The sequence below is a fragment of the Streptosporangium nanhuense genome (assembly GCF_059358815.1).
In genome coordinates this window covers 272,187-296,122 of the sequence record NZ_JCADBG010000001.1, presented here as the reverse complement: position 1 = coordinate 296,122, position 23,936 = coordinate 272,187, and the positions used below count along the sequence as shown (strand labels likewise).

General features: G+C 71.8%; 22 protein-coding genes. 5 read left to right on the top strand and 17 right to left on the bottom strand.

The window, feature by feature from the left end; translation table 11 throughout:
* Positions 1 to 144 precede the first annotated feature (144 nt).
* Positions 145 to 1,113, top strand: coding sequence for an ABC-2 membrane transporter-related protein (locus tag AC5L38_RS01220; RefSeq protein WP_495240849.1), 969 nt, complete (start codon positions 145 to 147; stop codon positions 1,111 to 1,113).
* Between the two features lie 25 nt (positions 1,114 to 1,138).
* Here AC5L38_RS01220 and AC5L38_RS01215 read toward each other — a convergent pair whose 3' ends face one another.
* The 3 genes from AC5L38_RS01215 to AC5L38_RS01205 all read right to left on the bottom strand — a co-directional run bounded on the left by AC5L38_RS01215 (position 1,139) and on the right by AC5L38_RS01205 (position 6,104).
* On the bottom strand, positions 1,139 to 3,172 hold the full coding sequence (locus tag AC5L38_RS01215) for a hydantoinase B/oxoprolinase family protein (protein ID WP_495240848.1): 2,034 nt from the start codon (positions 3,170 to 3,172) through the stop codon (positions 1,139 to 1,141).
* A gap of 49 nt (positions 3,173 to 3,221) precedes the next feature.
* Positions 3,222 to 5,426: a hydantoinase/oxoprolinase family protein gene (locus tag AC5L38_RS01210; protein WP_495240847.1), complete on the bottom strand. Its 2,205-nt coding sequence runs from the start codon at positions 5,424 to 5,426 to the stop codon at positions 3,222 to 3,224.
* Between the two features lie 231 nt (positions 5,427 to 5,657).
* Positions 5,658 to 6,104 (bottom strand): hypothetical protein, encoded by a 447-nt coding sequence (locus tag AC5L38_RS01205; RefSeq protein WP_495240846.1) that lies wholly within the window; start codon positions 6,102 to 6,104, stop codon positions 5,658 to 5,660.
* A gap of 324 nt (positions 6,105 to 6,428) precedes the next feature.
* Here AC5L38_RS01205 and AC5L38_RS01200 point away from each other — a divergent pair, with 324 nt between their 5' ends.
* Both AC5L38_RS01200 and AC5L38_RS01195 read left to right on the top strand, forming a co-directional pair.
* Positions 6,429 to 7,067 (top strand): hypothetical protein, encoded by a 639-nt coding sequence (locus AC5L38_RS01200; RefSeq protein ID WP_495240845.1) that lies wholly within the window; start codon positions 6,429 to 6,431, stop codon positions 7,065 to 7,067.
* Positions 7,068 to 7,254: 187 nt separating this feature from the next.
* Entirely contained in the window at positions 7,255 to 7,887 is a 633-nt protein-coding gene (locus AC5L38_RS01195; protein ID WP_495240844.1) for a thymidine kinase, read from the top strand.
* Between the two features lie 102 nt (positions 7,888 to 7,989).
* Here AC5L38_RS01195 and AC5L38_RS01190 read toward each other — a convergent pair whose 3' ends face one another.
* From AC5L38_RS01190 to AC5L38_RS01170, 5 genes are all read right to left on the bottom strand, one after another.
* On the bottom strand, positions 7,990 to 8,688 hold the full coding sequence (locus AC5L38_RS01190; protein ID WP_495240843.1) for a DsbA family oxidoreductase: 699 nt from the start codon (positions 8,686 to 8,688) through the stop codon (positions 7,990 to 7,992).
* Between the two features lie 113 nt (positions 8,689 to 8,801).
* Positions 8,802 to 8,999: a hypothetical protein gene (locus AC5L38_RS01185; RefSeq protein WP_495240842.1), complete on the bottom strand. Its 198-nt coding sequence runs from the start codon at positions 8,997 to 8,999 to the stop codon at positions 8,802 to 8,804.
* A gap of 81 nt (positions 9,000 to 9,080) precedes the next feature.
* On the bottom strand, positions 9,081 to 9,551 hold the full coding sequence (locus tag AC5L38_RS01180; protein ID WP_495240841.1) for an ATP-binding protein: 471 nt from the start codon (positions 9,549 to 9,551) through the stop codon (positions 9,081 to 9,083).
* The gene (locus AC5L38_RS01175; RefSeq protein ID WP_495240840.1) at positions 9,548 to 9,739 is read right to left on the bottom strand and encodes a DUF5999 family protein; all 192 of its coding nucleotides are present in this window, start codon (positions 9,737 to 9,739) and stop codon (positions 9,548 to 9,550) included. Before AC5L38_RS01175 ends, AC5L38_RS01180 begins: the two co-directional genes overlap by 4 nt.
* A 564-nt stretch (positions 9,740 to 10,303) precedes the next feature.
* On the bottom strand, positions 10,304 to 11,290 hold the full coding sequence (locus AC5L38_RS01170; RefSeq protein WP_495240839.1) for a LysR family transcriptional regulator: 987 nt from the start codon (positions 11,288 to 11,290) through the stop codon (positions 10,304 to 10,306).
* A gap of 358 nt (positions 11,291 to 11,648) precedes the next feature.
* Between AC5L38_RS01170 and AC5L38_RS01165 the strand changes: the two genes are divergently transcribed.
* Both AC5L38_RS01165 and AC5L38_RS01160 read left to right on the top strand, forming a co-directional pair.
* Positions 11,649 to 12,530: a serine hydrolase gene (locus AC5L38_RS01165; RefSeq protein WP_495240838.1), complete on the top strand. Its 882-nt coding sequence runs from the start codon at positions 11,649 to 11,651 to the stop codon at positions 12,528 to 12,530.
* 337 nt (positions 12,531 to 12,867) lie between these two features.
* Positions 12,868 to 13,833, top strand: coding sequence for an MBL fold metallo-hydrolase (locus AC5L38_RS01160; protein ID WP_495240837.1), 966 nt, complete (start codon positions 12,868 to 12,870; stop codon positions 13,831 to 13,833).
* 46 nt (positions 13,834 to 13,879) lie between these two features.
* Here the strand turns inward: AC5L38_RS01160 and AC5L38_RS01155 are convergent, their stop codons facing one another.
* From AC5L38_RS01155 to AC5L38_RS01115, 9 genes are all read right to left on the bottom strand, one after another.
* Positions 13,880 to 14,788, bottom strand: a complete 909-nt coding sequence (locus tag AC5L38_RS01155) for a hypothetical protein (protein WP_495240836.1) — start codon at positions 14,786 to 14,788, stop codon at positions 13,880 to 13,882.
* A 38-nt stretch (positions 14,789 to 14,826) separates the two neighbouring features.
* Positions 14,827 to 15,144: a monovalent cation/H(+) antiporter subunit G gene (gene mnhG, locus AC5L38_RS01150; RefSeq protein WP_495240835.1), complete on the bottom strand. Its 318-nt coding sequence runs from the start codon at positions 15,142 to 15,144 to the stop codon at positions 14,827 to 14,829.
* Positions 15,141 to 15,401 carry an MrpF/PhaF family protein gene (locus AC5L38_RS01145; RefSeq protein WP_495240834.1) on the bottom strand — a complete coding sequence of 87 codons (261 nt, stop codon included), beginning with the start codon at positions 15,399 to 15,401 and terminating at the stop codon, positions 15,141 to 15,143. Before AC5L38_RS01145 ends, mnhG begins: the two co-directional genes overlap by 4 nt.
* A 120-nt stretch (positions 15,402 to 15,521) precedes the next feature.
* Entirely contained in the window at positions 15,522 to 16,055 is a 534-nt protein-coding gene (locus AC5L38_RS01140) for a Na+/H+ antiporter subunit E (RefSeq protein WP_495240833.1), read from the bottom strand.
* 23 nt (positions 16,056 to 16,078) lie between these two features.
* Positions 16,079 to 17,674: a Na+/H+ antiporter subunit D gene (locus tag AC5L38_RS01135; RefSeq protein ID WP_495240832.1), complete on the bottom strand. Its 1,596-nt coding sequence runs from the start codon at positions 17,672 to 17,674 to the stop codon at positions 16,079 to 16,081.
* A gap of 202 nt (positions 17,675 to 17,876) precedes the next feature.
* A complete protein-coding gene (locus AC5L38_RS01130; RefSeq protein WP_495240831.1) occupies positions 17,877 to 18,698 on the bottom strand; it encodes a Na(+)/H(+) antiporter subunit C in 822 nt (273 codons plus the stop codon).
* Entirely contained in the window at positions 18,695 to 21,484 is a 2,790-nt protein-coding gene (locus tag AC5L38_RS01125) for a Na+/H+ antiporter subunit A (protein WP_495240830.1), read from the bottom strand. The genes AC5L38_RS01130 and AC5L38_RS01125 overlap by 4 nt, the downstream gene beginning before the upstream one ends.
* 293 nt (positions 21,485 to 21,777) lie before the next feature.
* Positions 21,778 to 22,512 (bottom strand): SRPBCC family protein, encoded by a 735-nt coding sequence (locus tag AC5L38_RS01120; protein ID WP_495240829.1) that lies wholly within the window; start codon positions 22,510 to 22,512, stop codon positions 21,778 to 21,780.
* Between the two features lie 202 nt (positions 22,513 to 22,714).
* On the bottom strand, positions 22,715 to 23,806 hold the full coding sequence (locus AC5L38_RS01115) for a fatty acid desaturase family protein (protein WP_495240828.1): 1,092 nt from the start codon (positions 23,804 to 23,806) through the stop codon (positions 22,715 to 22,717).
* Positions 23,807 to 23,936 lie beyond the last annotated feature (130 nt).

Here is a 23,936-nt window from a genome sequence, read left to right as displayed (position 1 = left end):
ACAAAAACCGGCACGGGACCGGCGGGTTCGCACGGTCATTCGCGCGGACCGCCACGGGACCGCCGATGTTCGCATGATCGTCCGTACGGAACCGCTACGGAACCACCCGGGTGAACCGGGCGTACCACCTGAAGGGATGTCTTCTTGCTCTGGCTGACCTGGCGACAGCATCGCGCGCAGATCCTGGTGACCTGCGGTCTGCTGCTCGCCCTGGGAGTGCTGCTGCTGGTCTCCGGCCTGCGGGCGACCGCCTACGTCACCGGCCAGGCCCCTCCCGGCTGCCCCGGGCCCGCCGCCGCGTGCTCCGGCGTGAACTCGACGATCTACCACGATTACTACTACCCGGTCTTCATGGTCTTCGGCCTGCTTCCCATCGCCGGGTCCGCGCTGGTCGGGGCCTTCTGGGGCGCGCCGCTGCTGGCGGCCGAGTTCGAGCGCGGGACCAGCGCGCTGGCCTGGACCCAGTCGGTCTCCCCCCGGCGGTGGCTCGCGGTCAAGCTCTGCCTGCTCGGCGGCATGGTCGTGGCCGCCGCCCTCCTCCTGTCGGCGATGATCAGCGCGTGGCTGCCGGTGTTCCGGGACGTGATCGGCGACAAGTCACTGGAAGCCGGGACGTTCACCGTCATCGGCGTCGTCCCGGCCGCGTGGTGGCTGTTCGCGTTCGTCCTGGGCGCCGCCGCCGGGACGTTCTTCCGGCGCACCCTGGCCGCGATGGCGGTGACCGTCGCGCTGGTCGCGCTGGCCGTTCCGGCCGTCTTCTTCTCCCGCGACTCCTACGCCGAGCCCGTGCGTACCGTCACCACCGGCTGGACGGCGCTCTACGAGGGCGGCGGCACCCTGGTCGGAGAGGCCTGGGTCGATCCCTCCGGCCGGGAAATGCCGGAGCCGCCGGCCGGTGCCTGCCCCCCGCCCCCCGGGGTGGACTCCCGTTCGGAACGGGCCCAGTTGCTGAAGGAGGAGTGCCTGATCGACGAGGGCTACCGAAAGGCGGTCTACCACCATCCGGCCGACCGGTTCTGGCGCTTCCAGTGGACCGAGACCGCCATCCTGCTGACCGGCACCCTCGCCCTCGGCGGGCTCACCGCCACCCGCACCCTCCGCCGCCGCAGGTGAGCCGCCCCACGAGCCCCCACGAGCGTCACATGAGGTCCACCTCCGCGTATGGCAGGCCGCCCGACAGGGTGGGGAAGCCAGGACCCCGGTCGAAGAAGGGCCTTACGGCCGGATCGGCCGGATCGGCCAGGAGGAGGGCGCGCAGATCGGCGCGGCGGGTCTCGGTGGCCTCGGCGTCCACCCGGGGGCCGTCGAGATCGTCGGGGTCGCAGCGCAGGACGACCCCGTAGTCGTCGCGGGCGCCCTCGGCGGAGACCTTGCCGTCTCGGACGTCGGCGGCCACCAGGGCGGGGTCGCGGTCCAGCGGGGAGCCCCAGCCGCCCCCGCCCGTGGTGCGCACCCGGATGATCTCGCCCTCGCGGACCGGTGAGTCGTCCACCAGACCCTCCATCGTTCTTAGCGAGGGGACTGCCGAGTTCACCTGCCGTCTGGATTGCTTCCCTGCTACCGTTCTTGTGTTTGAAACGGTCAGGGCTTGGCCGTCGCCTACCTCAACTGAGGGAAGCGAGAAGCCGCTCTCTTTGGGGAGCGGAGGAGTCACCTCCCTGCCCTCGATCTCCACGACGAAGGGCTGTCCGGCCCTGCCGCCGTTCACGCCCCAGCACGACAGGATCGAGCGGTCGGCGATGGACATGAACGAGGCGTCGCGGAGCATCCGCAGGTGCTTGTCGTAGCCGAGGCCGCCCCGGTAGAGGCCGGGTCCGCCGGAGTCGCGGGCCAGGCCGAGCCGCTCGACCCGGAACGGCCAGCGGGACTCGGCGAACTCGACCGGGATGTTGCGCGAGTCGGGCACCACGTGGATGGTGTCCTCGCCGTCCGCGTACCACCGGCCGCCGGAGCCCCCGCCGAGGACCTCCCTCATCAGGTACGGGGTGCCGTCGGCGCCCTCGCCGTAGACACCGGTGTAGCGGATGGTCTCCTGGTCGGCGGGCATCCGGCCGCCGGTCGCCTTGGCCAGCACCCCGGCCAGCACGCCCAGCAGGCGCAGGATCACGAACGTGCGGGCGTTGGTGGGGGCGGGGAAGATGGGGGTGAGCAGGGTGCCCTTCTCCGGGAACCGCATCTCGATGAGGGGGACGACACCCTCGTTGACGTCGAGCTCGGCCATCCGCTCGGGGGTGTCGGCCAGGTTGCGCAGGATCGGCGCCAGCCACTTCTTGAGGAACACCCCGTCGGCGTAGTCGCCCGCGTGGTTGATCGGGCCCTTGGCCTGCGGGGAGGTGCCGGTGAAGTCGATGACCAGGGGAGAGGCCGCGGAGTGGTCGACGGTGAGGGTCATCCGCTGCGTGTGCAGGCGGGGCTCGTCGACGCCGTCGTGCTCGGCGTAGTCCTCCCACACGTGCGTGCCCTCGGGGATCTTGGCCAGCAGTTCCCTGCGGAACGTGTCGGTGGTGCTGGAGATGATCGCGTCGAAGCACGCCTCGACCGCCTCGCGCCCGTAGCGGTCGAACAGCTCCCCCAGCCGCCGCGCGCCCATCAGGCAGGCCGAGCACTCGGCGTCCAGGTCTCCGGCGAGGGAGTCGGGCATCCGGGAGTTGCGCGTCATGATCGTGAGCGCCGCCCGGTTGGGCACGCCCTCGTCCCACAGCCTGATCGGCGGGACCATCAGCCCCTCCTCGAACACGCTGCGCGCGTTGCTCGGCATGGAGCCCGGCACGGCCCCGCCGATGTCGTCGTGGTGGCCGAACGCCTGCACGAAGGCGACGACCTGCCCGTCGTGGAAGACCGGGACCGTCACGCACAGGTCGGGCAGGTGCCCGATGCCGCCCTCGGACAGGTAGACGTCGTTGTGGAAGAACACGTCGCCGGGCCTCATCCCGGCGATCGGGAAGTCCCTGACGATCGGCTGGACCAGCGCCGAGTAGGACCTGCCGGTCAGTTTGCGCAGCCGTACGTCGTGGATGCCCGCGCGGAAGTCGTGCGCGTCGCGGATCATGGGTGAGCGGGCGGTGCGGGCGATGGCCGTCTCCACCTCCATCTCCACCGACGCGAGCGTCCCCTCGACGATCTCCACCAGCACCGGGTCCGCCCCGTTCACCGTCCGCCCGTCCGTGTTCATCGGTCGCTCGGTGGTCGTCGGTCGCTCGGTGGTCGTCGGTCGCTCCGCGTCATGCACGGCGTACCTCCAGGTTTCCGAACTCGTCCATGGTCGCGGTGAAGCCGGGGTGGAGCGGGAGCGTGGAGCCGTACTCCTCGATGACCGCCGGGCCGGTGATCTCCGCTCCGGCGGTCAGGTCGGGGCGGCGGTGGATGGGGACGGCGCCCCACTCGTCGTAGAAGACCTCGCGGGAGGAGACCGGCTCGGGCCGAGGGTCGCCGTGGGGCCTGCGTGCGATGGCGGGGCGGGTGATGGGGCCGATGCCGGAGACGCGGAGGTTGACCCACTCGACGCCGTGCCGGGGGTCGTCGCGGTAGCCGTACCCGTAGAGCTTGCGGTGCTCGGTGTGGAAGCGGTCCAGCACCTCGGCCCGCCAGGCCTCGTCCAGCGGGCCGGACGGCGCGGGCACCCTGACCTCGTAGGCCTGGCCGTAGTAGCGCAGGTCGGCGCTGCGCGCGTAGACGTGCGCGCCGGCGGCGAAGCCCTCGCGCTCCAGGGCCGAGGCGGCCCGCCCCTCCAGGTCGCCGAAGATCTCCCCGGCGGTCTCCAGGGAGAGGTCGCGGGTGACGAAGGTGCGGACGTAGTCGTTCTTGACGTCCACGGTGAGCAATCCGAAGGCCGAGACGTTGCCCGGGTCGGGCGGGACGATCACCGACGGCAGGCCGAGGATGTCGATCAACCGGCAGACCAGCAGCGGCCCCGAGCCGCCGAAGGCGACCATCGGGAAGTCGCGCACGTCCAGGCCGCGTTTGACGGTGATCTGGCGGATCGCGTTCGACTGGTTGAACGCGCTGATCTCCAGGATGCCCGCCGCGGTCCGTTCCGGGGACAGCCCGATCTTGCCCGCGAGCGCCTCGATCCCCTCTCGGGCGGCATCGGCGTCGAGCGGGATCTCACCGCCGAGCAGGTGCGGGGGGACCCGGCCGAGGAAGACGTGCGCGTCGGTGACGGTGACCTCGGTGCCGCCCCGGCCGTAGCAGAGCGGGCCGGGGTCGGCCCCGGCCGATCTGGGCCCGACCTTGGGCGTGCCCTCGGGTGAGATCCACGCGACGGAACCGCCGCCCGCGCCGACGGTCACGATGTCGATCATCGGGATCTTGCAGGGGTAGCGGCCGATGCTGCCCTCGGTGGTCAGGGACGGCTCCCCGTCGACGACCACCGCGACGTCGGTCGAGGTGCCGCCGCCGTCCAGGGTGATCACCGAGGGGTGCCCGGCGGTGGCGGCGATCAGCGCGGCGCCGAGCGCGCCCGCGGCCGGTCCCGAGAGCACGGTGGTGATCGGCTGGTGCACGACCTCGGCCGCGGACAGCACGCCGCCGTTGCTCTTCATCACGGAGAACGGCATGCCGCTCCCCCGCCCCGCCCGCGCGACCTCCGTCGCATCCGCCACGGACGGGGCCACCGTCGCATCCCGCGCGGACGGCTCGGCGTCCCCTGCGCGGCTCGCCGCCTCAAGGCGTTCGGCCAGGTTGGCGATGTAGCGGCGCATGGTCGGTTTGACCGCAGCGTCGACCAGGGTGGTGACCGACCGCTCGTACTCGCGGTACTCGCGCAGCACGTCGCACGAGATCGAGACGACGGCGTCCGGGTGCTCCCGTTCGAGGACCTCCCGCATGCGCAGCTCGTGGGCGGGGTTGGCGTACGAGTGCAGGAAGCACACGCCGATCGCGGTGACTCCGCGGTCGCGGAACCACCGGGCCGTCGCGACGGCCTGCTCCTCGTCGAACGGCCGCACCTCGGCCCCGGTGTGGTCCAGGCGCCCGCCGACGGTCCTGACCCGGTGCACCGGGACGATGCGGGGTGGCTTCACCCAGAAGTAGGAGTTGCCGTAGCCGTCCGGAACGCTCTGGCGGGCGATCTCCAGGATGAACTCGAAGCCCTCGGTGGTGACGAAGCCCAGGTCGGCGATGCGGTCCTCGAGGAGCTGGTTCGTGGCGACCGTGGTGCCGTGCACGACGGCCGACACGACCTCCAGGCCCACGTCACCCAGGCCCACGTCACCCAGGCCCGTGTCGCCCGGGCCGCTCGCGCCGGTTGTGCCCTCCGCCCCGGCGGCCTTCCGCAGGACCTTCCGCACCCCCTCCATGAACCCGTCGGCCGGGTTGGCGGGGGTGGAGGGAGTCTTGGTCGTGGTGATCTCACCGGTCTGCTCGTCCACCGCGACCACGTCGGTGAACGTGCCTCCGGTGTCGACCCCGATACGGACGCTGCGCATGCCCCCGTGTCTACCCAGTCCCGGCGAGTACGCAAATCGGCGGACCCTGCCGAAGCTGTGCCCGGCCCTTGGGCAGTGTTGGCGGGAAACGGCCGGGAAACGCCTCGAAAACGGCCTCCCCGGAAACGGCCTTCCCGGAAACGCCCCCGGCCGGAAGGCCCCCAGGGGACGACCTGGCCGGGGACGATCCCGCCGCCACGGTCACGGACCGGCCGGCGGCGGGAGCGGACCCTAGCGGCGGCGGGGACCCATGGTGGTGTTGATCACCGCGTCGGCGTCGTGCGCGTGGATCTTGGCGGCGAGGCGGATGGCCATCTCGTTCGTACGGCGCAGTTCGGCCTCGACCCGGTCCTTGCCGGACTGGCCGACCTGGACGCCGAAGTAGGCGCCGATGACCGCGCCCGAGACCCCGACGAGCCCGGCGAACGGCGCGGCCGTGTCGCCCTCGCGCAGCGCGATCACCACGAAGCCGATCAGGATGACCACGAGCCCCATGACGACGACGTAGAACCCGTACCGCCAGCGAGCCGCCTCCGCCTGGGCGGCGACGGCCTCGTCCTCGGTCATCATCGCCGCGAGCGCCGTGGGCATCTCCGTGCTCTCCGTGCCGGAGGGACCGGGGGTCACGACGGCCGGTGTCTTGCCGAGGGGTGGAGCGGAATTGTTGGTGGTCGTCACATGTTCTCCCACTTTTCGATGTACCAAAAAGGAATCTCCCACGGTTCTCGCCGTCAAGCCAAGTCAAGGCAAGTCAGGTCACGCCATGGCCCGCCATGGTTTGCCAACCAGGGGTCACCCCCTTCTACCAGCGCATCTTCATGCCAAACGTCCCCATGTACCCCACGGTTCGCCACCGGCTGTGGATCATCACCTTTCCGGCGGGCGTACGGGGGTGAACCATCCATGAAACATGGAGATCACGATCCGCGATCAGCGCGGGAAAACGGGACTCAGATGAGATAGAAGACATTCACCACTCTCATTCGGTTTTCAGAGGTATCTGTGACAAAGCTCCTCCGACTCCTCGTGGCCCCGCTGTCCGCCGCGGCCCTCCTTCTCACCATGTTCTCGACCCCCGCCCGAGCCGACACCGACCCCGTGCTCGCCGCCCAGTGGCAGGTCGCGTGGAACACCTACCGCTTCTACGAGTGCCTGACCGCTCCCCTCCCGATAACGGGACGGAGCCAGGCCAAGCGCGACATCTCCATCGAGATCAACGCGCCGGTGGAGCACGTGTTCGACGCCTACTCGAACATCAACAACCACCTCGGCATGCACTCGTTCCTGAAGCGGGTCGTCACCCACGCGGACTGGACCGACGCGGGGACGCGCTACGTCAACTTCACGGCCGTGGAGGACATCCCGGTCGCCGGGCTGCCCGTCACCTCCAACACGCACGCGCAGCAGCGCATCCACCGCGACGACCTCTACTACGAGACCGACACCTGGACGCTGCCGAACGTCGTCACGCACCAGAAGATCGTCTTCGAGGACCTGGGCGACGGGCGGACGCGCGTCACCGAGCACCTCACCTTCGAGGCGAGCGTCCTGCTCATCGACTTCACCGTGACGAACGGCGTCTCCTCCCACCAGGCAACGCAGGCGGGTCTCAAGGCGGCGATCGAGAGCGGCGAGCTCTGAGCCGACTCACCTGGCCGAGGGGCCGTGGGGGCCCGCCCGCCGGAACCGGGCGGCCCCCACGGTTCTCATCGGTTCGCCCCGGCCGGCCGGAAGCGTTCCCGTACGCCCGGCCGCCGGGTGAAGGCGACGAACCGATGACCAGGGGTGGAGATCGCGGAGCGTGTCCGGAGTACTAGGCTGGCCCCCCGTGACCGAACTGTCTGCCCTCTCCGCCGTCCCCGCCGGTTCCCGGGACGGGGTGCTGCGCTTCTACTTCGGCCCGATGGACTGCGGCAAGTCCACGCTGGCCCTGCAGATGAACTACAACCACGGCCGCCAGGGCAGGCGCGGCCTGGTGCTCACCAAGCACGACCGCTCGGGCACCCCGCAGGTCACCAGCCGGATAGGCCTGGGCAGCGAGGCCGTCGAGGTCGTCGACGACCTCGACCTGGTGGCCCTGGTCCGCGCGCACGAGCCCATCGACTACGTCATATGCGACGAGGCGTGCTTCTACACGGTCGCCCAGATCGAGCAGCTCGCCGATCTCACCGACGACTTCGGCGTCGACGTCTACGCCTTCGGCCTGGCCTCGGACTTCCGCTCGCAGATGTTCCCCGCCGCCCAGCGGCTGTTCGAGCTGGCCGACGAGATCAGCCGCCTGCAGGTCGAGGTCCTGTGCTGGTGCGGGCGTCCCGGACGCCTGAACGCCCGGGTGGTCGGCGGCAGGATGGTCCGTACCGGCGAGCAGGTCGTCATAGGCGACACGGGCGCCGACCCGATCCGCTATCAGGTGCTGTGCCGCCGCCACTACCGCTCCGGCGAGCTCGGCCTGGCCGGCTGACCTCACCGCGAGACCTCACCGCGAGACCTCACCGCGAGACCTCACCGCGAGACCTCACCGCGAGACCTCACCGCGGGGCGGGGGTCCCCCCGCCCCGCGGTGTCAGACGGCGCAGTAACCCTCGTCGTCGCAGGCGTCGCCGCCGGTCGCGGCGGCCTTGACGGCCCTGGCGGCCGGCGACTGGCCGGTGCGCTCGGCGACCTCTTCCAGGGCGGCGAGCAGGGTGTCCTCCGGCTGGGCGCCGGAGACCGCGAACTGGCCCTCGAAGAGGAACAGCGGCACCGAGCTGACGCCGATGGCGCGAGCCTGGGCCAGCTCCTCCCGTACCGCCGCCACGCCGTCCTGACCGTCCAGGTCGGCCCGCACGCCGAGCTCGCGGGCCAGTCCCGCGAGGACCTCCCGGGAGCCGACGTCGAGCCCGTCGGTGAAGTGGGCGCGGAAGAGGGCGTAGAGCGCCTCCTCCCCCTTGCCCTGCTCCCCGGCGAGCTGGATGAGACGGTGCGCGTCGAAGGTGTTGGCCTGGATCGAGTGGTCGAAGTCCAGCGCCAGCCCGTCCTCGGCGGCGACCCCGGTCACCCGGTCGAACATCTGGGCGGCCTGCGCGGCCCCGCCGAACTTCGCCGCGGCCCACTTGAGCGTGAGCTCGCCGTCGGACTTCGCGTCCGGCGCGAGCTGGAACGGCCTGAACTCGACCTCCACCTCCCCGCCCTTGGCCCGGTAGCGCTCCACGGCGCGGGCGAAGCGGGTGTGGCCGATGTAGCACCACGGGCAGACGACGTCTGAGTAGATTTCAACCTTCACACCACGCTGCAACCGGCGCGGGGACCCACTGATTCCTTCCGCGCTCAGGGACGTGGAGACGGACACGGAGGCGTGGAACACCGGACGGCGCCCGTCGCCCGGCCTCCGAAAGGTCAGTACGGCAGCAGCCTTCCCGACGGGCTCCGCAGGTCCAGCGCGGCTCGGGCCGAACGGCGCGAGCGCCTGCGGATTCGCATCTGGCGCTTCGCCCGGGACTCCTGCCGGATGCGCGTACGGGCGTGACCCGCCGATTCCTGTGATGTGCCGTCGTACGGGCGGCGCGGATGGTCCATGGCGTCTACGTCCCCCATGTCCTCTCTGCCCTCCCTGAGGAGAGGCTTTCCTGTCGTGGCCGGTGAGCCGGGTCGCGGGGAGGTTCCTTTTCGGCCTTCTCAGGCCGCGGTGCCGTCTGGACGGGTGGGCACGGCCAGCTCGAACCAGCTGACCTTCCCGGCGGGCGTGCGCTCGCTGCCCCACCGGTCGGAGAGCAGGTCGAGCAGTTGCATCCCGCGTCCCCTCTCGTCGTCCCCGTGGGGTACGCGCGCGCTGGGCAGGGCGGGGTTGGCGTCGTTCACCTCGCAACGCAACGTCCCGTCCCGATAGGAGACGGCGAGCCGGATCGGCCCCCAGGCGTGGCACAGCGCGTTGGTGACGAGCTCGCTGACGAGCAACCGGGCGATCTCGCCCTGCTCGCCGATCCCCCACTCGGCCAGCTGGTCGCGGACGAGCAGCCGGGCCCTGGGCACCGAGGCCGGGACGGCGAAGATCTGCCAGGACGCCGCCCTGCCGTCGGGGCGAGGGAGCGGGACGGCGGCCACGCAGACGGCGGCCACGCAGAGGGAGAGAGCGGTGAACGGTCTCATGCCGCCTTCCCCCGAGGATCGTGACGAGCGGGAGCACCACGTCCGCCGGGCAGAGGTGTCCCGGTGTCCTGGAAGACCACCACACCGTCGCGGAGCCCCCATCCCCGTTCGGGATGAGAGATCACGAGACGGGCCGCCTCACGATCGAGGGCGTCCACGGACGGACGGGCGGGCGGGTGCTGACACACGGTCCTGCTCCGATCTTGATTGGCTACGGAGGGGAACCTCCTGGAACCCCCCGGCGAGCGATCGTCCTCATCCGCTCGTCTCCGGCTCGTCGACGACGGGACCGGCTCCCTTTTCCGAAGGCGACGGCCTTCGCGCGCCCGCGCCCACGTTTACCCCAGCGCGGCCGATTCCGATAGTGAACGGAAGCCCTGTCGACGATCGCACTCATTCGTTCGATGACCTGCGCGTGACGCGGGACCCCTGTCACGCTTCCTCGAACGAGCTACGGTGTTGATTTATAACCACTTATATGTTGATTCATCTTTGTTTACACCCGTATATGTTGAAGGTCGATAGAGATAGCCCCTTGTCCTGGTAGAGCGTTCTTTGCGGTATGGATTCGCCCTGTGCCAGGTAAAAACAGGCGGCGAAGAGGAGTCCCGGGCGATCCAAGGGGCCGGTGCCGTGACGGCCACCACCGGGCCGGCCGGGATCGGCGATCCCCTTACGGACCCTGACACGCAGCGCGAGCACGGTCGACGGGCCAGAGGGAACACGGGGTGTGACCGACATCCCAAGGACGGCTACGGGGTGTAGACGACGGACCAGGGGCGGGGCGTGGGCGATGGGGACGTCACGGGCGCCGCCTGCGACGTGCCGGCGGTGGCGTCCTGGGCGAGGATCCCGGCCGCCAGGGCGGCGAACCTGGCCGCCGCCGGGTGGGCCGACCGCTCCGGCCAGGCGACACAGATCCCTCGCCGGAGCGGGGCACCGGCCAGGGGGCGCCAGGCCAGCCGGGGCTCCCTTCGGGCCATCGCCTCCTGCTCGAACGCCACCCCGTGCCCGGCCAGCACGAGCCCGAGCAGGAACTCCGGGTTGCGGGCGTGCTGGAGGCGTACGGGCGAGAAGCCTTCCGCGCGGCAGACGTCGAGCATGCGGTCGTACCACGCCGGAGAGGTCTCGCGCGGGAAGACGACCAGGTCGTGCCCGGCGAGGTCGGCCAGCGCGATCTCCCACGGCCCCCGTCGAGGTCGTGCCGCCAGCAGGGGGGAGGAACGGGGCAGCACCACGCCCAGCGGGATCTCCACGACGGGCCCGCACCGCAGGCCGGGAACGTCGACGGGGTGGTGCACGAGGCCCGCGTCGAGCTGGGCGGAGGTCAGGCGGCGCAGCTGTTCCGGAGCGGTCAACTCGTGGAGCTCCAGCTGTAGCCCCGGCGTCTCCTCGGTGACGTGCCGCAGCAGGGCGTGCAGCGTCAGGGCCGGGATCTCCGGGGGGACCCCGACCCGGAGGATGCCCAGCTCACCGTCACCGGCCTGGCGCATCGTCGCCCGCAGGCGCTCCTCGCCGGCCAGGAACCGGCCGGCCTCCCCGACGAGGAGCCGGCCCGCCATCGTGAGCTCGATCTGCCTGCGCGAGCGGTCGAACAGCTCGGCACCGAGCTCGCGCTCCAGCCTCTGGATCGACTGGCTGAGCGGCGGCTGCGCGATGCCCAGCACCTCGGCGGCGCGGCCGAAGTGCAATTCTTCCGCGACGACGAGGAAATGTCGCAGATGTCGGGAGAGGTCCACGGCGTCACGATAGGCGATGAGCGATCGTCCGCAGGGTCACGGGGTCACGGGGTCACGGGGTCACGGGGTCACGGGATCGCCGGGCCGAGAGATCGCGGGTTCACGGGTCACGGGATCGCCGGGCCGAGAGGTCACAGAGGCCGGGGTCACGAGGTCGCAGGGGCAAAAGGTCACGGAGTCTCGGAGTCACGGGGGCGTGGAGGTGCGGGGGCGTGGAGGTGCGGGGCTACCGCACGTCACGGACTCGCAGATCCACGGATCCGCGCGTTCGCGGACCCACGGGTTCGCGGACCCACGGGTTCGCGGCGGGTCCTCGGCGCGTCACGAGCCGGCGGCGGGGCTGGATAGCGTTGCGGGCATGTCGGCAGAGGAACGGATAACGGAGATCTTCGCGGCGGCCGGGGTGGAGGGGTGCCTGCACGCGCTGGACGTCACCGGGGGCCGCGAGCTCGCCGTGCGCGCCGACGAGCAGGTCGTGATCGCCTCGATCTTCAAGGTGCTCCTGGTCCTGGAGTTCGCCCGCCAGGCGGCGGCCGGCCAGCTCGACCCGGCCGAGCGCGTCCTGGTGACGGCCGAGGACAGGCTGGGCGGGTGGGGGACCGCCGGGTGCGCGGACGACCTGGAGATGTCGCTGCGCGATCTCGCCCACTTCGCCATGCAGGTCAGCGACAACACCGCCGCCGACCTGCTGATGCGAAGGATCGGCCTGGACACCGTACGGATGCTGGCGGCGGAGCTGGGGCTGGCGCGCACGCGCGTGATCGGCGGGCCCAGGCAGGTGCTGGAGTCGATGCTCGCGGACGTGGGGGCGCGGGACGACGCCGAGTTCGCGCGGATCTTCCCGGCACTGCCCCCCGAGCGGGTACGGGCACTGCGGGTCCTCGACCCCGATCACACAACCTCCAGCACGGCGCGCGACATGACCCGGCTGCTCGGGCTGATCTGGCGGGACGAGGCCGGGCCGCCGGAGGCGTGCGCCGCCGTCCGCGACTACATGGCACGGCAGATCTTCTGGACCCGGATCGCCTCGGGCTTCCCGCCGGGGACGCGGGTGGCCGCCAAGACGGGGACGCTGCCCGGCCTGCACATGGAGGCCGGGGTCGTCGAGCACCCCTCCGGCGAGAGCTACGCGGTGGCGGTGTTCACCCGGACCGGGCAGCTGCCCACCCGGCGCATCGACGTCGACCTGGCGATCGGCCAGGCCGCGCGAACCGCCGTCGACGCGCTCCGGGCCGGGTAGGCCCCGCGCTCCCGGCAGTCCCGTCCCTCCGCACGCCCGGCGAGACGCCCGTCGAGTTCCCTCTCCCCGCGTAGCGGGTGGGTTCCGCCTCCCCTCGTGCCACACGCACCCCCGCCCAGCTGCTCTGATACGCGTTCGCCTATGGGAGACGACGGTCGTGGATCTTGGACGCGGGCGGTCCGGTGGTGGTTGGGTCCTCAGCGGGCCGTACGCGGCCGGCGGTCGTCACCCGCGCAACCGGTGACGACCGCGTGTTCATCCGTACTGAAGCACTGAATCCGTACTTAAGCACTGAATCCGTACTAAATCCGTGCTGCATCCATACCAAGGGGGAGACATGTCCCGATTCGATCGAAGAGGTTTCCTGCGCACCGCGACGGCGGGGGCGGCGGGGGCGGCGCTGGCGGGGGCCGCGCCGGCTCCGGCGACCGCCGGGGCCGCGACCGCGCGTCCGGGCGGGACGAGGACCGCCGCGACGTTCCGCTGGCTCGGCACGTCGGGCTGGCGCGTGGACGCGGGGTCGTCGACGCTCCTCGTCGACCCGTACGTGACGCGGTTCGACACCGGCCTGGCGGCGGGCGCGTTCAAGCCCACGACAGCGCTCAAGGTCGACACCGGGGCTGTCGGCAGGCACACGGGCACCCCGAAGGTGGTGCTGGTGACGCACGCGCACTGGGACCACTTCAACGACGTCCCGCACATCGCGACGTCGACCCGGGCGCGGGTGGTCGGCACCGCCACCACGTGCAACCTGGCACTGGCCTTCGACGTGGAGAAGAACCTGCTCAGCCCGGTGAAGGGCGGGGAGGTCCTGGACTTCGGCGACTACGTCGTCGAGGTGGTGGCGTCGCTGCACAGCCGTAACGCTGACTACTCCATGGTCTTCCCCGGCGTCCGGCTGACCAGGCCGGAACGCAGGCCGGAGAACATCTCCGAGCTGCCCGAGGGCGACACCCTGGCGTTCCAGGTGACGGTCAAGGGCGGCCCGTCGGTCTTCTTCATGGGCGGCAGCGACTTCGTCGAGCGCAACCTCACCGGTCTCGCCCCGGACGTCGCGATGATCCCCACCACCTCGTCGTCGTCCACGTACGACTACGTGCCGCGCCTGCTGCGGGCCCTGGACATGCCGCGCGTGGTCGTACCGGTGCACTGGGACAACTTCGAGGTGGAGCTGCGCAACCCCCCGCAGGCCGACGAGAAGTCGAGGAAGAGCCTCGCCGAGTTCGTCGCGGCGGTGCGCAGGGTCAGCCCCGGGACAAAGGTCGTGATCCCGGACTATCTGACACCGCACACCTTCGGCTGACACCCGCGCTCACGGCCCGCGTCACAGGGCGCGCCGGCGGTCCGCTCTAGGGGGCGGAGGCGATCTCCCCGAGGCGGGCGGCAAGGTGGTCGGGCTCGCCGTCGACCAGGGCGGACACCCCGCGCCACCAGGCGAACCACTCGCCGCTGCGCCACATCCAGTCGATGCGTTCGATGGAGGCGACGACGTCGCCCTTGACGCGCCACACCTCACCGGCCTGCTCGGCGGAGGCGCCGTGGCGCAACGCCCAGGAGTGCAGGATCGCGGCGGCCTCGGCGTCGACCGGTTGCTCGTACGGGTCGGGGTGCTCGTCCAGCCGGTGGGGGCCGAGCCCGGCGGCGACGCCCCAGCTCCACTGGGCCTCGGCGGGACGGGAGTATCGGAGGGAGTCGAAGTCGAGGTTGGAGCCGAGCGTGCCGGCCCCGTCGTCGGCGCGGCGCAGGACCACCGCGTCGAGACGGCCTCCCGCGTCGAAGGAGACCACGACCCGCTGGCCGGGGCGCGCGTCCCTGGGCAGCTCGACCCGGTCCTCGGCCTGCCAGGAGTTGAGGTCGGTGACCGCGGCCGGACGGCCCCAGGTCTCGTCGGCCGCGTCGTCGGCGATCCAGGCGGCGAGCATCTCAAGGACGGTCAGATCGGTCCACGGTTCGATCGCCGTGGCGGTCTGGAGCACCTCCTCGGGCGCGGGCAGCTTGCCCCCGCGCTCCTGCCGCCACCACTCCTCGCCGAGTTCGCGGGTGCCGACCAGCAGGGCGGCCACCGCGGCGAGTTCGGTGGATCTGCGGGTGAGGGGGGCGCCGCGTGCGAGCTCGACGGAACGCGCGACGCGGTCGGCGCCCAGCGCCGCCTTCGCCTCGCCCAGCAGCAGGGCGGCGTCCGGCCGCTCCTCTCCCAACAGCTCGCGGATCAGTCGTCTGGCCTCGGTCCTGGCATCCTCCGCACGTGCATCACGCATACCGACACGGTACGCCGGGAGATCCTTAGGCGCGAGCGTCACCGGGGCGGCACGGCCGTGCCGTCGTCCCGTGGCGTCTCGGCGAGATGCGCCGCCCTTCCCACCAGGTAGGCGGCCACCGCCGCCGTCACCACCTGGTAGACGGCGACGAGCAGCAGGGTTCCGGCGGTCGTCCAGTGGGGGTGACGCAGCCACATGGCGAGCAGGACGAGGTGGAGGCCGAGAACCTGGGGTTTGGTCGCCGCGTGCATGCGCGCCAGGGTGCCGGGAAACCGGACCAGCCCCACCCCGGCCGCGAACGCCAGCCCCGCCCCCAGCAGCAGGCACGCCCCGGCGGCGACGTCCGGCGCGGTCAACGGGCACGTCCCGAGAAGAACCTCACCAGCGAGACCGAGCCGACGAACCCCAGCAGGGACAGCACCAGCAGCACGGGCAGCGCCGAGTACTCCCGGTACGTCGCCGCCTCCGCCCCGATCGCGCACATGACGACGGCGGTGAGCACGTCCAGCGCGACGGCCCGGTCCAGCATCGTGGGGCCGCGAACCAGGCGGTAGAGCGTCATCACCGCGGCGGCGACGAGCAGCACCAGAACGGTCAGGTATGTCACCGTCACCGCGACTCCCCCTCGCGTGTCCTCGTCATCACAGTTCCCCCCGATACGTCATGGTCACCACGCCTCTCCCCCTCTGCACCACGGCCACCGCGCCCCCGCACGTCGCCCGGTACGTCACCGTCATCGCAGCTCCTCCCGGTCGGCGTGGGTGCCGAAGGCGGTCACGATGCGGCCCTCCAGTCGCGTCACGTCCTCCCGGGTGACCCGGGTGACGGTCGGCTCGTCACCCGGGATGCCGAGCACGTGGAGCACCAGCAGCCTCCGCCGGACGTTCGCCTCCAGCACCAGGCTGCCCGGCAGCGCCGACAACGCCACCGTCATCAGCACGGCCATCGTCTCCGACGAGGAGCGCAGCCCGACCTCGACGATCTGGACCGGGGGCGGCGGTCCCGGGCGCAGCGCCCAGAAGGCGACCCGGAGACTGGAGACCACCAGGTCCCACGCGAAGCGGGCGGCGAACAGGAGGATCCCGACGGGGTGGAGCCGGATGCCGGAATCCTGGACCGGCAGCGGCAGCAGCCACACGACGACCAGCCCGGCCAGCAGGCCGCCGAGCACGTTGCCCACGCTGAGATCCCCCCAGAGCAGCAGCCAGACCGCCGTCAGCCAGGCCACCAGCGGCAGTGGCACGGGCCTGCCCAGCACCCGGGGCACCGGGAGCGTCGGGCCCGGCCCCCTCACCGCTCACCGCCGAGCACCGCGGAGAGGTACGGCTCGCGGGCCAGCAGCTCGCCCGCGGCCCGCTCGGCCAGGGCGGACAGCGGCCCGGCCAGCACGGTGTACGACAGGGCCAGCACCACCAGCGCCGCCGTGGCGGCGAGCATCGGCGCCGGCATGGTGACACCGGTGACGACGGCCTCGCCGGTGATCCCCCCGGTGCCCCCCACCCCGCTCTCCCGGCCTTCCGCCTCTTCCGTACCGGCCCCGCCGTTCCCCTCCGCGGGCGTTTCCGCGGGCGGCGCCCCCCAGAAGGCCCTGCTCCAGGTCGTGGCCACCGCGTACAGGGTGAGCAGGCTGGTCAGCAGCCCTCCCGCGACCAGGACCAGGGCCATCGGACGGCCGTCCGCCACCCCCGCCTGGATCAGCCCGAGCTTGCCCAGGAAGCCGGACATCGGCGGTATCCCCGCCAGGTTCATCGCCGGCACGAAGAACAGCACCGCGATCGCCGGGGCCGGCCCCGCCAGGCCGCCGAGCCGGTTCAGGGCGGTGGTGCCGGTACGACGCTCGATCATGCCGGTCACCAGGAACAGGCTCGTCTGCACGGTGATGTGGTGGGCGACGTAGAAGACGGCGCCCGCCATGCCCGCGACGGTGAAGAGGGCGACCCCGAACACCATGTAGCCGATGTGGCTGACCAGGGTGAAGGAGAGCATGCGCTTGATGTCGGTCTGCGCCACCGCTCCGAACACGCCGACCAGCATGGTCAGCAGCGCCGCCCACATCAGCAGGCCGCTCACCGGGCCGCCGGGGAACAGCAGCGCCTCCAGCCGGATGATCGAGTAGATGCCGACCTTGGTGAGCAGCCCCGCGAAGAGCGCCGTCGCGGGGGCGGGCGCGGTCGGGTACGAGTCGGGCAGCCACGCCGACATCGGGAAGATCGCGGCCTTGACCACGAAGACCAGCAGCAGCGTCAGCTCGACCAGCAGCCTGATGTGCTGCGGCAGCACCGAGAACCGCTCGGCCAGCTGCGCCATCGACACGGTCCCGGTCGCGGCGTAGGCGACCGCGATCGCGACGAGGAACAGCAGCGACGACGCCAGCCCCACCACCGTGTAGGTGGCGCCCGCCCGGATGCGGGCCTCGGTCCCGCCGAAGGTCAGCAGCACGTACGAGCCGCCGAGCAGCATCTCGAACCCGACGAAGAGGTTGAACAGGTCACCGGAGAGGAAGGCGTCCGACACCCCGGCGACCATGATCAGGTAAGCCGGATGGAAGATCGACAGCGGGGCCCTGTGCTCCTGGTCGGCCCGGGACTGGGAAATCGAGTAGACCATCACGCAGAGCGTCACCGCGGAGGAGACCGCCAGCATCAGCGTGGAGAGCCTGTCGGCGACGAGCGCGATGCCGATCGGCGCGCCCCAGCCTCCGGCGTGGGCCACCAGCGGTCCGTCCCGGTCGGCGGCCGGAAGCAGGAGCAGCGACACGAGAAGCACCACCGCGAGCGTGCCCACGCTGATGAGCGCCTGGAGCCGTACCAGCTTGCGGCCGATGGCCAGCTTGAGCCCGGCGGCCAGCAGCGGCAGCACCACGGGCACCGGGATCAGCGCCTCCACCGGCACCCCCTCCCCCAGCCCCTCATGACCCGCCCGCTCATGACCCGCCCGCCGCCCGAAGCCTCCCCGCCCCTCGCGAAACGCCCACCGCCCGAGACCTCCACACCCCTCGCGAAACGCCCACCGCCCGAGGCCTCCCCGCCCCTCGCGAGACGTGTCACCGCGCGTTCCCCTCCCGCATCGCGCGGGACGCGATCCCGCATCAGTCCTCCCCCTCCAGGTCGGTGTCGTCCTGCGCCCTGGCCTGCCGTGCCCGGTCGGCGCGGATCGCGGCGCGCATCTGCCTGCGGGCGTCGCTCACACGGGCGCGGAGCCGCCTGCGGATCTCGTGCTCGCGCGCGGCCTGCTCCCGCTCCCTGCGGGCGAACTCGGCGCGCATCTCCCGTACGCGTTCCCTGCGCTCCTCCTTGGAGAGGTCCTCCGCGCGCTGCGCCTCGGCGAAACGCTCGGCGAGCTGTTCGGCGGACAGTCCCTCGTTCTTGTGCTCCTGCAACCAGCGGCCCAGGTCGACGTTGACGTCGAGGATCCGCTGCTCCAGTTCCGCGGCCTCCCTGCGTTCCCGCTCGTGGCGGGCCTCCCGTAGCCGGGCGAGCTCGGCGCGCTGCTCCCTGACCAGCCTCCGGTACGTCTCCAGGCGGTCGAGCACCTCCTGGCTCAGCTCGCCACGCCTGGCCCGCAGCCGCACCCGGCGGTCCTCGGTGTCGTCCTGCACCTCGTCGGCACCGGTGAGCTGCCAGGAACGGTGGACCATCGCGAGCAGGAAGGCCGTGACGCCCAGCGTGATGACGATGGCGGTGAGCACCATGGCCTGCGGCAGCGGGTCGGCCATCCGCTCCGGGGCGGACGTGCCCAGGATCGGCGGCCTTCCCGGCGGCCCGCTCGCGGTGAGGATCAGCAGGTTCACCCCGTTGCCGAGCAGGATGACCCCGGCCAGCAGCCGGACCAGGCTCCTCTCCAGCAGCAGCGTGACCCCGGCGGCCACGAGCGTGCCGGCCACCAGCAGGGGCAGCAGCGGGGCGGTCACCGGTCCTCCCCCTCGTCGATCCGCCGGTCCAGCTCGGCCCCCAGGCTGCGCAGGGCGTCCTGCACCATGCCGACCACCGTGACGTAGACCCCGACGTCGAACAGCAGCACGGTCGACAGGTGAAGGCCGCCGACGAGCGGGACGCTCAGGTCCGCGGCGAGCATGTCCAGCGGCCCGGCGCCGGCGAGCATCCCCCAGAACGCGGTCACCGTGCACAGCAGCAGCCCCAGGCCGATCAGCACCCCGGCGGTGATCCGCGCGGCGGCGGCCAGCTCGTACCGGCCTCCGGCGAAATAGCGCATGACCAGCGCGAGACCGGCCACCATGCCCCCGGCGAACCCCCCGCCCACCGCGCCGTGCCCGGTGAACAACAGGAAGACCGAGACCACCATCACCGTGTGGAAGGTCAGCCGGGCCACCAGCTCGAAGATGACCGCCCGCTGTCCCGGGGGCAGGGTGGCCGCCAGCCAGTACGTCCGGGAGTCGTCGCCGCTCCCCTCCCGCGGGGCCCGCAGCGCGTACGAGTGGCTGCGCAGGAAGACCAGGCCGGTCATGCCGAGGGTGAGGACGACGAGCACGGAGGTCTCCCCCATGGTGTCCCAGGCCCTGATGTCGACCAGGATCGCGCTGACGACGTTGGCGGCCCCGGCCTCCCTCGCGGCCGGGACCATCATCGTGCCGACCGGCGTCGCCTGCCGCGCGTTCATCGCGAGCATCCCCGCCCCGGCCACCACCGCGCCGCTCACGCAGCCGAGGGCGAGCCGCGCCCCGAACGGCACCCGGGGCCGATCCTCCCGGGGGCCGAGGGGAAGCCTGCGCAGCACCAGCACGAACACGACCAGGCTCAGCGTCTCGACGAGGAACTGGGTCAGGGCCAGGTCGGGAGAGCCGTGCACGAGGAACAGCAGCGCCGTGCCGTACCCGGTCAGGCCCGCCACCAGCACCAGCACGACGTGCGAGCGCACCCTGAGCGCGACGGCGGCCGTGGCCATGAGGAGCACGCCGACGACGGGCTGCTCGAAACGCTCCCAGAGCACGACGTCCGGGCGGAGGCCGGGCAGGGGCCCGTACAGCAGCGAGAAGGCCGCGACCCCCGCCAGGGACACGAACGCGATCATGAGGTAGTCGGGCAGCGAGCCGCGCTGGACGACGCCGGTCAGCTGCAGGGAGAAGCGGCCCAGCGCGCGCACCAGGGCCCAGTAGGCCCGGCCGGAGTCCATCACGTGCAGCGCCATCGCCACCCGCACCAGCGCTTCCCTGACCCGGAAGAGGAGCGCGCCCCCCGCCAGCGCGGCGGCCGACAGCAGCAGCGGCACCGGGGCGCCGCTCCACAGCGCGAGGTGGGTGCCGTGGCCGGGACCGGGGAAGGTGCCGGTGTAGCCCTCCATCGCCTCGCCGTACCACCCGGCGAGCGGGGCGACGGCGAGCCCGAGCGCCGACAGCAGCGCGGGCGGCAGGAACATCGCGGCGCCGGTACGGCGCACCGGCACCGGCTCCCGGCCGGGTTCGCTCCCGAAGGCGCCCCACAGGAAACGCGCGCTGTACCCGGCGGTGAGCGCGGAACCGAGGACGACCCCCGCGAGGACCACCGTGTCGGCGGTCCGCCCGGTCAGCAGCGACTCGAAGGCGGCCTCCTTGCCGACGAACCCCAGGAACGGCGGGATGCCCGCCATCGAGGCGGCGGCCCCGGTCGCGGTCGCGAACAGCCACGGCGCCGAGCGCCGCAGGCCGCTCAGCTCGCGCAGGTCACGGGTGCCGGTGGAGCGGTCGACGACACCGACGACCAGGAAGAGGGACGCCTTGAACAACGCGTGCGCGAGCAGCATCCCGACCCCGGCGATCGCGGTGTCACGGGTGGCCGCGCCGAACAGCACGGTCAGGAACCCCAGCTGGCTCACCGTGCCGTAGGCGAGCAGCTTCTTGAGGTCGTACTCGCGCAGTGCCCGCCAGGCGCCGAGCAGCATGGTGAGCAGGCCCAGGGGTACGGCCGTCCAGCGCCACGCGGGGAGGTCCCCGAAGGCCGGGCCCAGGCGGGCGAGCAGGTAGACGCCCGCCTTCACCATCGCCGCGGCGTGCAGGTAGGCCGAGACCGGCGTCGGCGCGGCCATCGCGGCGGGCAGCCACATGCTGAACGGGAAGATCGCCGACTTCGACAGCGCGCCGACCAGGACCAGCACCACCGCCACCGGGACCAGTCCCCCGGCCGGAGGGTCCGCGACGATCCGCGAGACGCGGTACGTCCCCGCGGCCTCGCCGAGGACGACCATGCCGCCCAGCATCGCCAGCCCGCCGAGCGTGGTGACGGTCAGCGCCTGCATGGCGGCCCTGCGGCCGGTCCTGCTCGCGGGGTCGTGGCCGATCAGCAGGTAGGAGAAGACCGTGGTCAGCTCCCAGAACACGTACAGCAGCAGGAGGTCGTCGGCGACCACCAGCCCGAGCATCGCCCCCGCGAAGGCCACGAGCACCCCGGCGAACCGGCCGAGCCCCTCGGCGGTGGCGGCGAAGTAGCGCGAGCAGTACAGCACGACCAGCGCGCCCACGCCGGTGACCAGCGCCATCATGAGCATGGCCGGCGCGTCGGCGCGGAAGGACAGCCCCAGGCCGAGAACGGGTGCCCAGTCGTGGTGCGACTCGACCGGCACCCCGGCCAGGGCGATCCGGAACGTGTAGACGAACCCGCAGGCGGGCGGTACGGCGAGCAGGAGGAAGGCGTCCCGGCCGAAGCGGCGCACCAGCGCCGGGGCGAGCACCGCCGCCACGGCGTGCAGGATCAGCAGCGGCTCCATGTCCCCCCGGGCACCCGTCGTGGTCGACGTATCCCAAAATGCCGGGAGGCACACGTTTCACCGGTCAAGCACGCGGGCCGCTTGACCCGAACACCGCCGGTTCTTCACCGAGGCGTGATCAGCTCCTCGGGGATCGCCCCCTCGGGGATCGCCCTCTCGGGGATCGGCCCCTCGAACCGGCGAGCCCGGTCACCGCTTCCCGCCGCGGAACACCGTCACCGCTTCCCACCGCAGGTCCCAGTCACCGTTTTCCATCGCGGAACGCCGTCACCGCTTCCCGTCGCGGAACGCCGTCACCGCTTCCCGCCGGTCCGGCCGAGCAGCCAGCCGATCACCGCGCTGCCGAGCGCGACGCCCGCGCCCATCCCGAACGCGGCGAGAAGCGACCAGGCGGGCACCCCGGGCCTGGGCCGCTTGGCCGGGCGCTCGAAGACGTGCGCGGATCCGGCCTGGCCGGCCGCGGCCGACGATCCCGGCGCGGCGACCCCGGTGACCTCGGCGAGTGCGGCGAGCGACGTGTCACCGCCCGCCGCGATCCGGGTGAGCACGCCGTCAGCGTCAGCGGCGGCGGGAACGGGCGCGGGAACCTCCCCGGAGGTGAGGTGACTCTCCACGGCGGAGAAGAACTCCCCCGCGGTCTTCCTCGCGACCGACCCCAGCATCCGCTGGCCGACCCCGCCGATCATGCCGCCGATCACGGCCTCGGCGTCGTAGTCGACCCGGGTGCCGCCCTCGACCTCGCTGAGGCGGATCTCCACGGTGGCGTCCACGGTGCCGGGGGCGCCCTGGCCCCGGGCCCTGAGCACGAACCGTTCCGGCGCCTCGGGCTCCGACAGGGCGACCTCGCCCTGGTAGACGCCCTTGATGGAGGCCACCCCCGCGGTGACGGTCATCCGGTAGGTGTCCGGCCCCGTCTCCTCCAGGCGCTCGCACCCGGGGATCGTGCGTACGAGCACGGCCGGGTTCTGGAGCGCTGACCACACACGATCTCTGTCGATGCCGAGCACGGCACTGCCTGCGAGCTTCACACCAAGCACCCTAGGCAATCGCCGGGCGGGCGGATAACAGCAACATCTGCCCGCCGCCCGGACCCGCCCTTGTCAGTGCTGCCCCAGTGCTGTCCCGGTGCTGTCCCGGTGCTGTCCCGGTGTGCTGGCCCGGTGTGCTGGCCCGGTGCACGAACCGAACTCCGGCGTCTGCCGGGACGCGAAACGGGCGGGACAGCGCGGATCAACCGGCCGCGGGACTTCCGGACCGCAGGGGTACCCCCACGTCGTGCAGGTGACGCAACGCCTGCGCGTACGAGCTGACGATCCCGGACTCCAGGTAGTCGACCCCCAGCTCCTCGCAGTACGCCCGGACGATCGGCTGGGCGCGGCGCAGGTTGGGCATCGGCATGCTCGGGAAGAGGTGGTGCTCGATCTGGTAGTTGAGCCCGCCGAGCACGACGTCCAGGACCACGCCGCCGCGCACGTTTCGCGAGGTCAGCACCTGGCGCCGGAGGAAGTCGAGCTTGTCCTCGCCCCTGAGCATCGGCATGCCCTTGTGGTTGGGCGCGAAGGTGCAGCCCAGGTAGACGCCGAAGATCGCCTGATGCACGAGGAGGAAGACCACGGCCTTGACGGGCGACAGCACCGCGAACAGCGCGCCCAGGTACAGCACGGCGTGCACGGCCAGCATCGACGCCTCCACGGCCCGGTTCTTCGTCGTCGGGCGCATCAGCGCCCGGACGCTGGACACGTGGAGGTTGAACCCCTCGAACGTGAGCAGCGGGAAGAACAGGAACGCCTGCCAGCGGCCCACGAACCTGGGCAGCCCCTTGCTCGCGGCGGCCTGCTCGCGCGACCAGAGCAGGAAGTCGGGGTTGACGTCGGGGTCGTGGTCCTCGTGGTTGGGATTGGCGTGATGGCGGGTGTGCTTGTCCATCCACCAGCCGTAGCTCATGCCGATGGCGAGGTTCCCGGCCACCAGCCCGGCCATCTCGCTGGAGCGGCGGGAACGGAAGACCTGGCGGTGGGCCAGGTCGTGGGCGACCAGTCCGATCTGGGCGAACACCACCGCGAGGAAGACCGCCACCAGCAGCTGGTACCACGAGTCACCGAGGGCGAAGAAGGCCGCCCAGCCGCCGACGAAGGACGCCGCGACCAGGCCGAGCCGCGCGGCGTAGTAACCGGGGCGCCGGTCGAGCAGTCCCGCCTGGGCGATCCGGCGCGACAGGCGGGCGAAGTCACTGCCCCGCTCCCCGTCCCCTGGAGCGGCGGTCTCGGGGGCGTCGTTTCCGGGGGTGACGTTCGCAGAAGCGGACGCGGTTGAGTTGGTCACGGTTCTCCTCGATGGGCCGGATCACTCGACATGATCACGTCAGCCGGTGACGCCACAGATCGGCGTCAACCAAACAGGACGACCATCCCAGGATCCCGTGGCCGTCGTGATCCCAAACCCCCGCTCACAC

Excerpts from the sequence above, each read along its gene's own strand:
- AC5L38_RS01155 (WP_495240836.1), bottom strand. The coding sequence starts at position 14,788 with ATGCGTGATGCACGTGCGGAGGATGCCAGGACCGAGGCCAGACGACTG.
- AC5L38_RS01165 (WP_495240838.1), top strand. The coding sequence starts at position 11,649 with ATGTCGGCAGAGGAACGGATAACGGAGATCTTCGCGGCGGCCGGGGTG.
- AC5L38_RS01210 (WP_495240847.1), bottom strand. The coding sequence starts at position 5,426 with ATGCGCAGCGTCCGTATCGGGGTCGACACCGGAGGCACGTTCACCGAC.
- AC5L38_RS01215 (WP_495240848.1), bottom strand. The coding sequence starts at position 3,172 with ATGAACACGGACGGGCGGACGGTGAACGGGGCGGACCCGGTGCTGGTG.
- AC5L38_RS01125 (WP_495240830.1), bottom strand. The coding sequence starts at position 21,484 with ATGGAGCCGCTGCTGATCCTGCACGCCGTGGCGGCGGTGCTCGCCCCG.
- AC5L38_RS01185 (WP_495240842.1), bottom strand. The coding sequence starts at position 8,999 with ATGGGGGACGTAGACGCCATGGACCATCCGCGCCGCCCGTACGACGGC.
- AC5L38_RS01180 (WP_495240841.1), bottom strand. The coding sequence starts at position 9,551 with ATGAGACCGTTCACCGCTCTCTCCCTCTGCGTGGCCGCCGTCTGCGTG.
- AC5L38_RS01160 (WP_495240837.1), top strand. The coding sequence starts at position 12,868 with ATGTCCCGATTCGATCGAAGAGGTTTCCTGCGCACCGCGACGGCGGGG.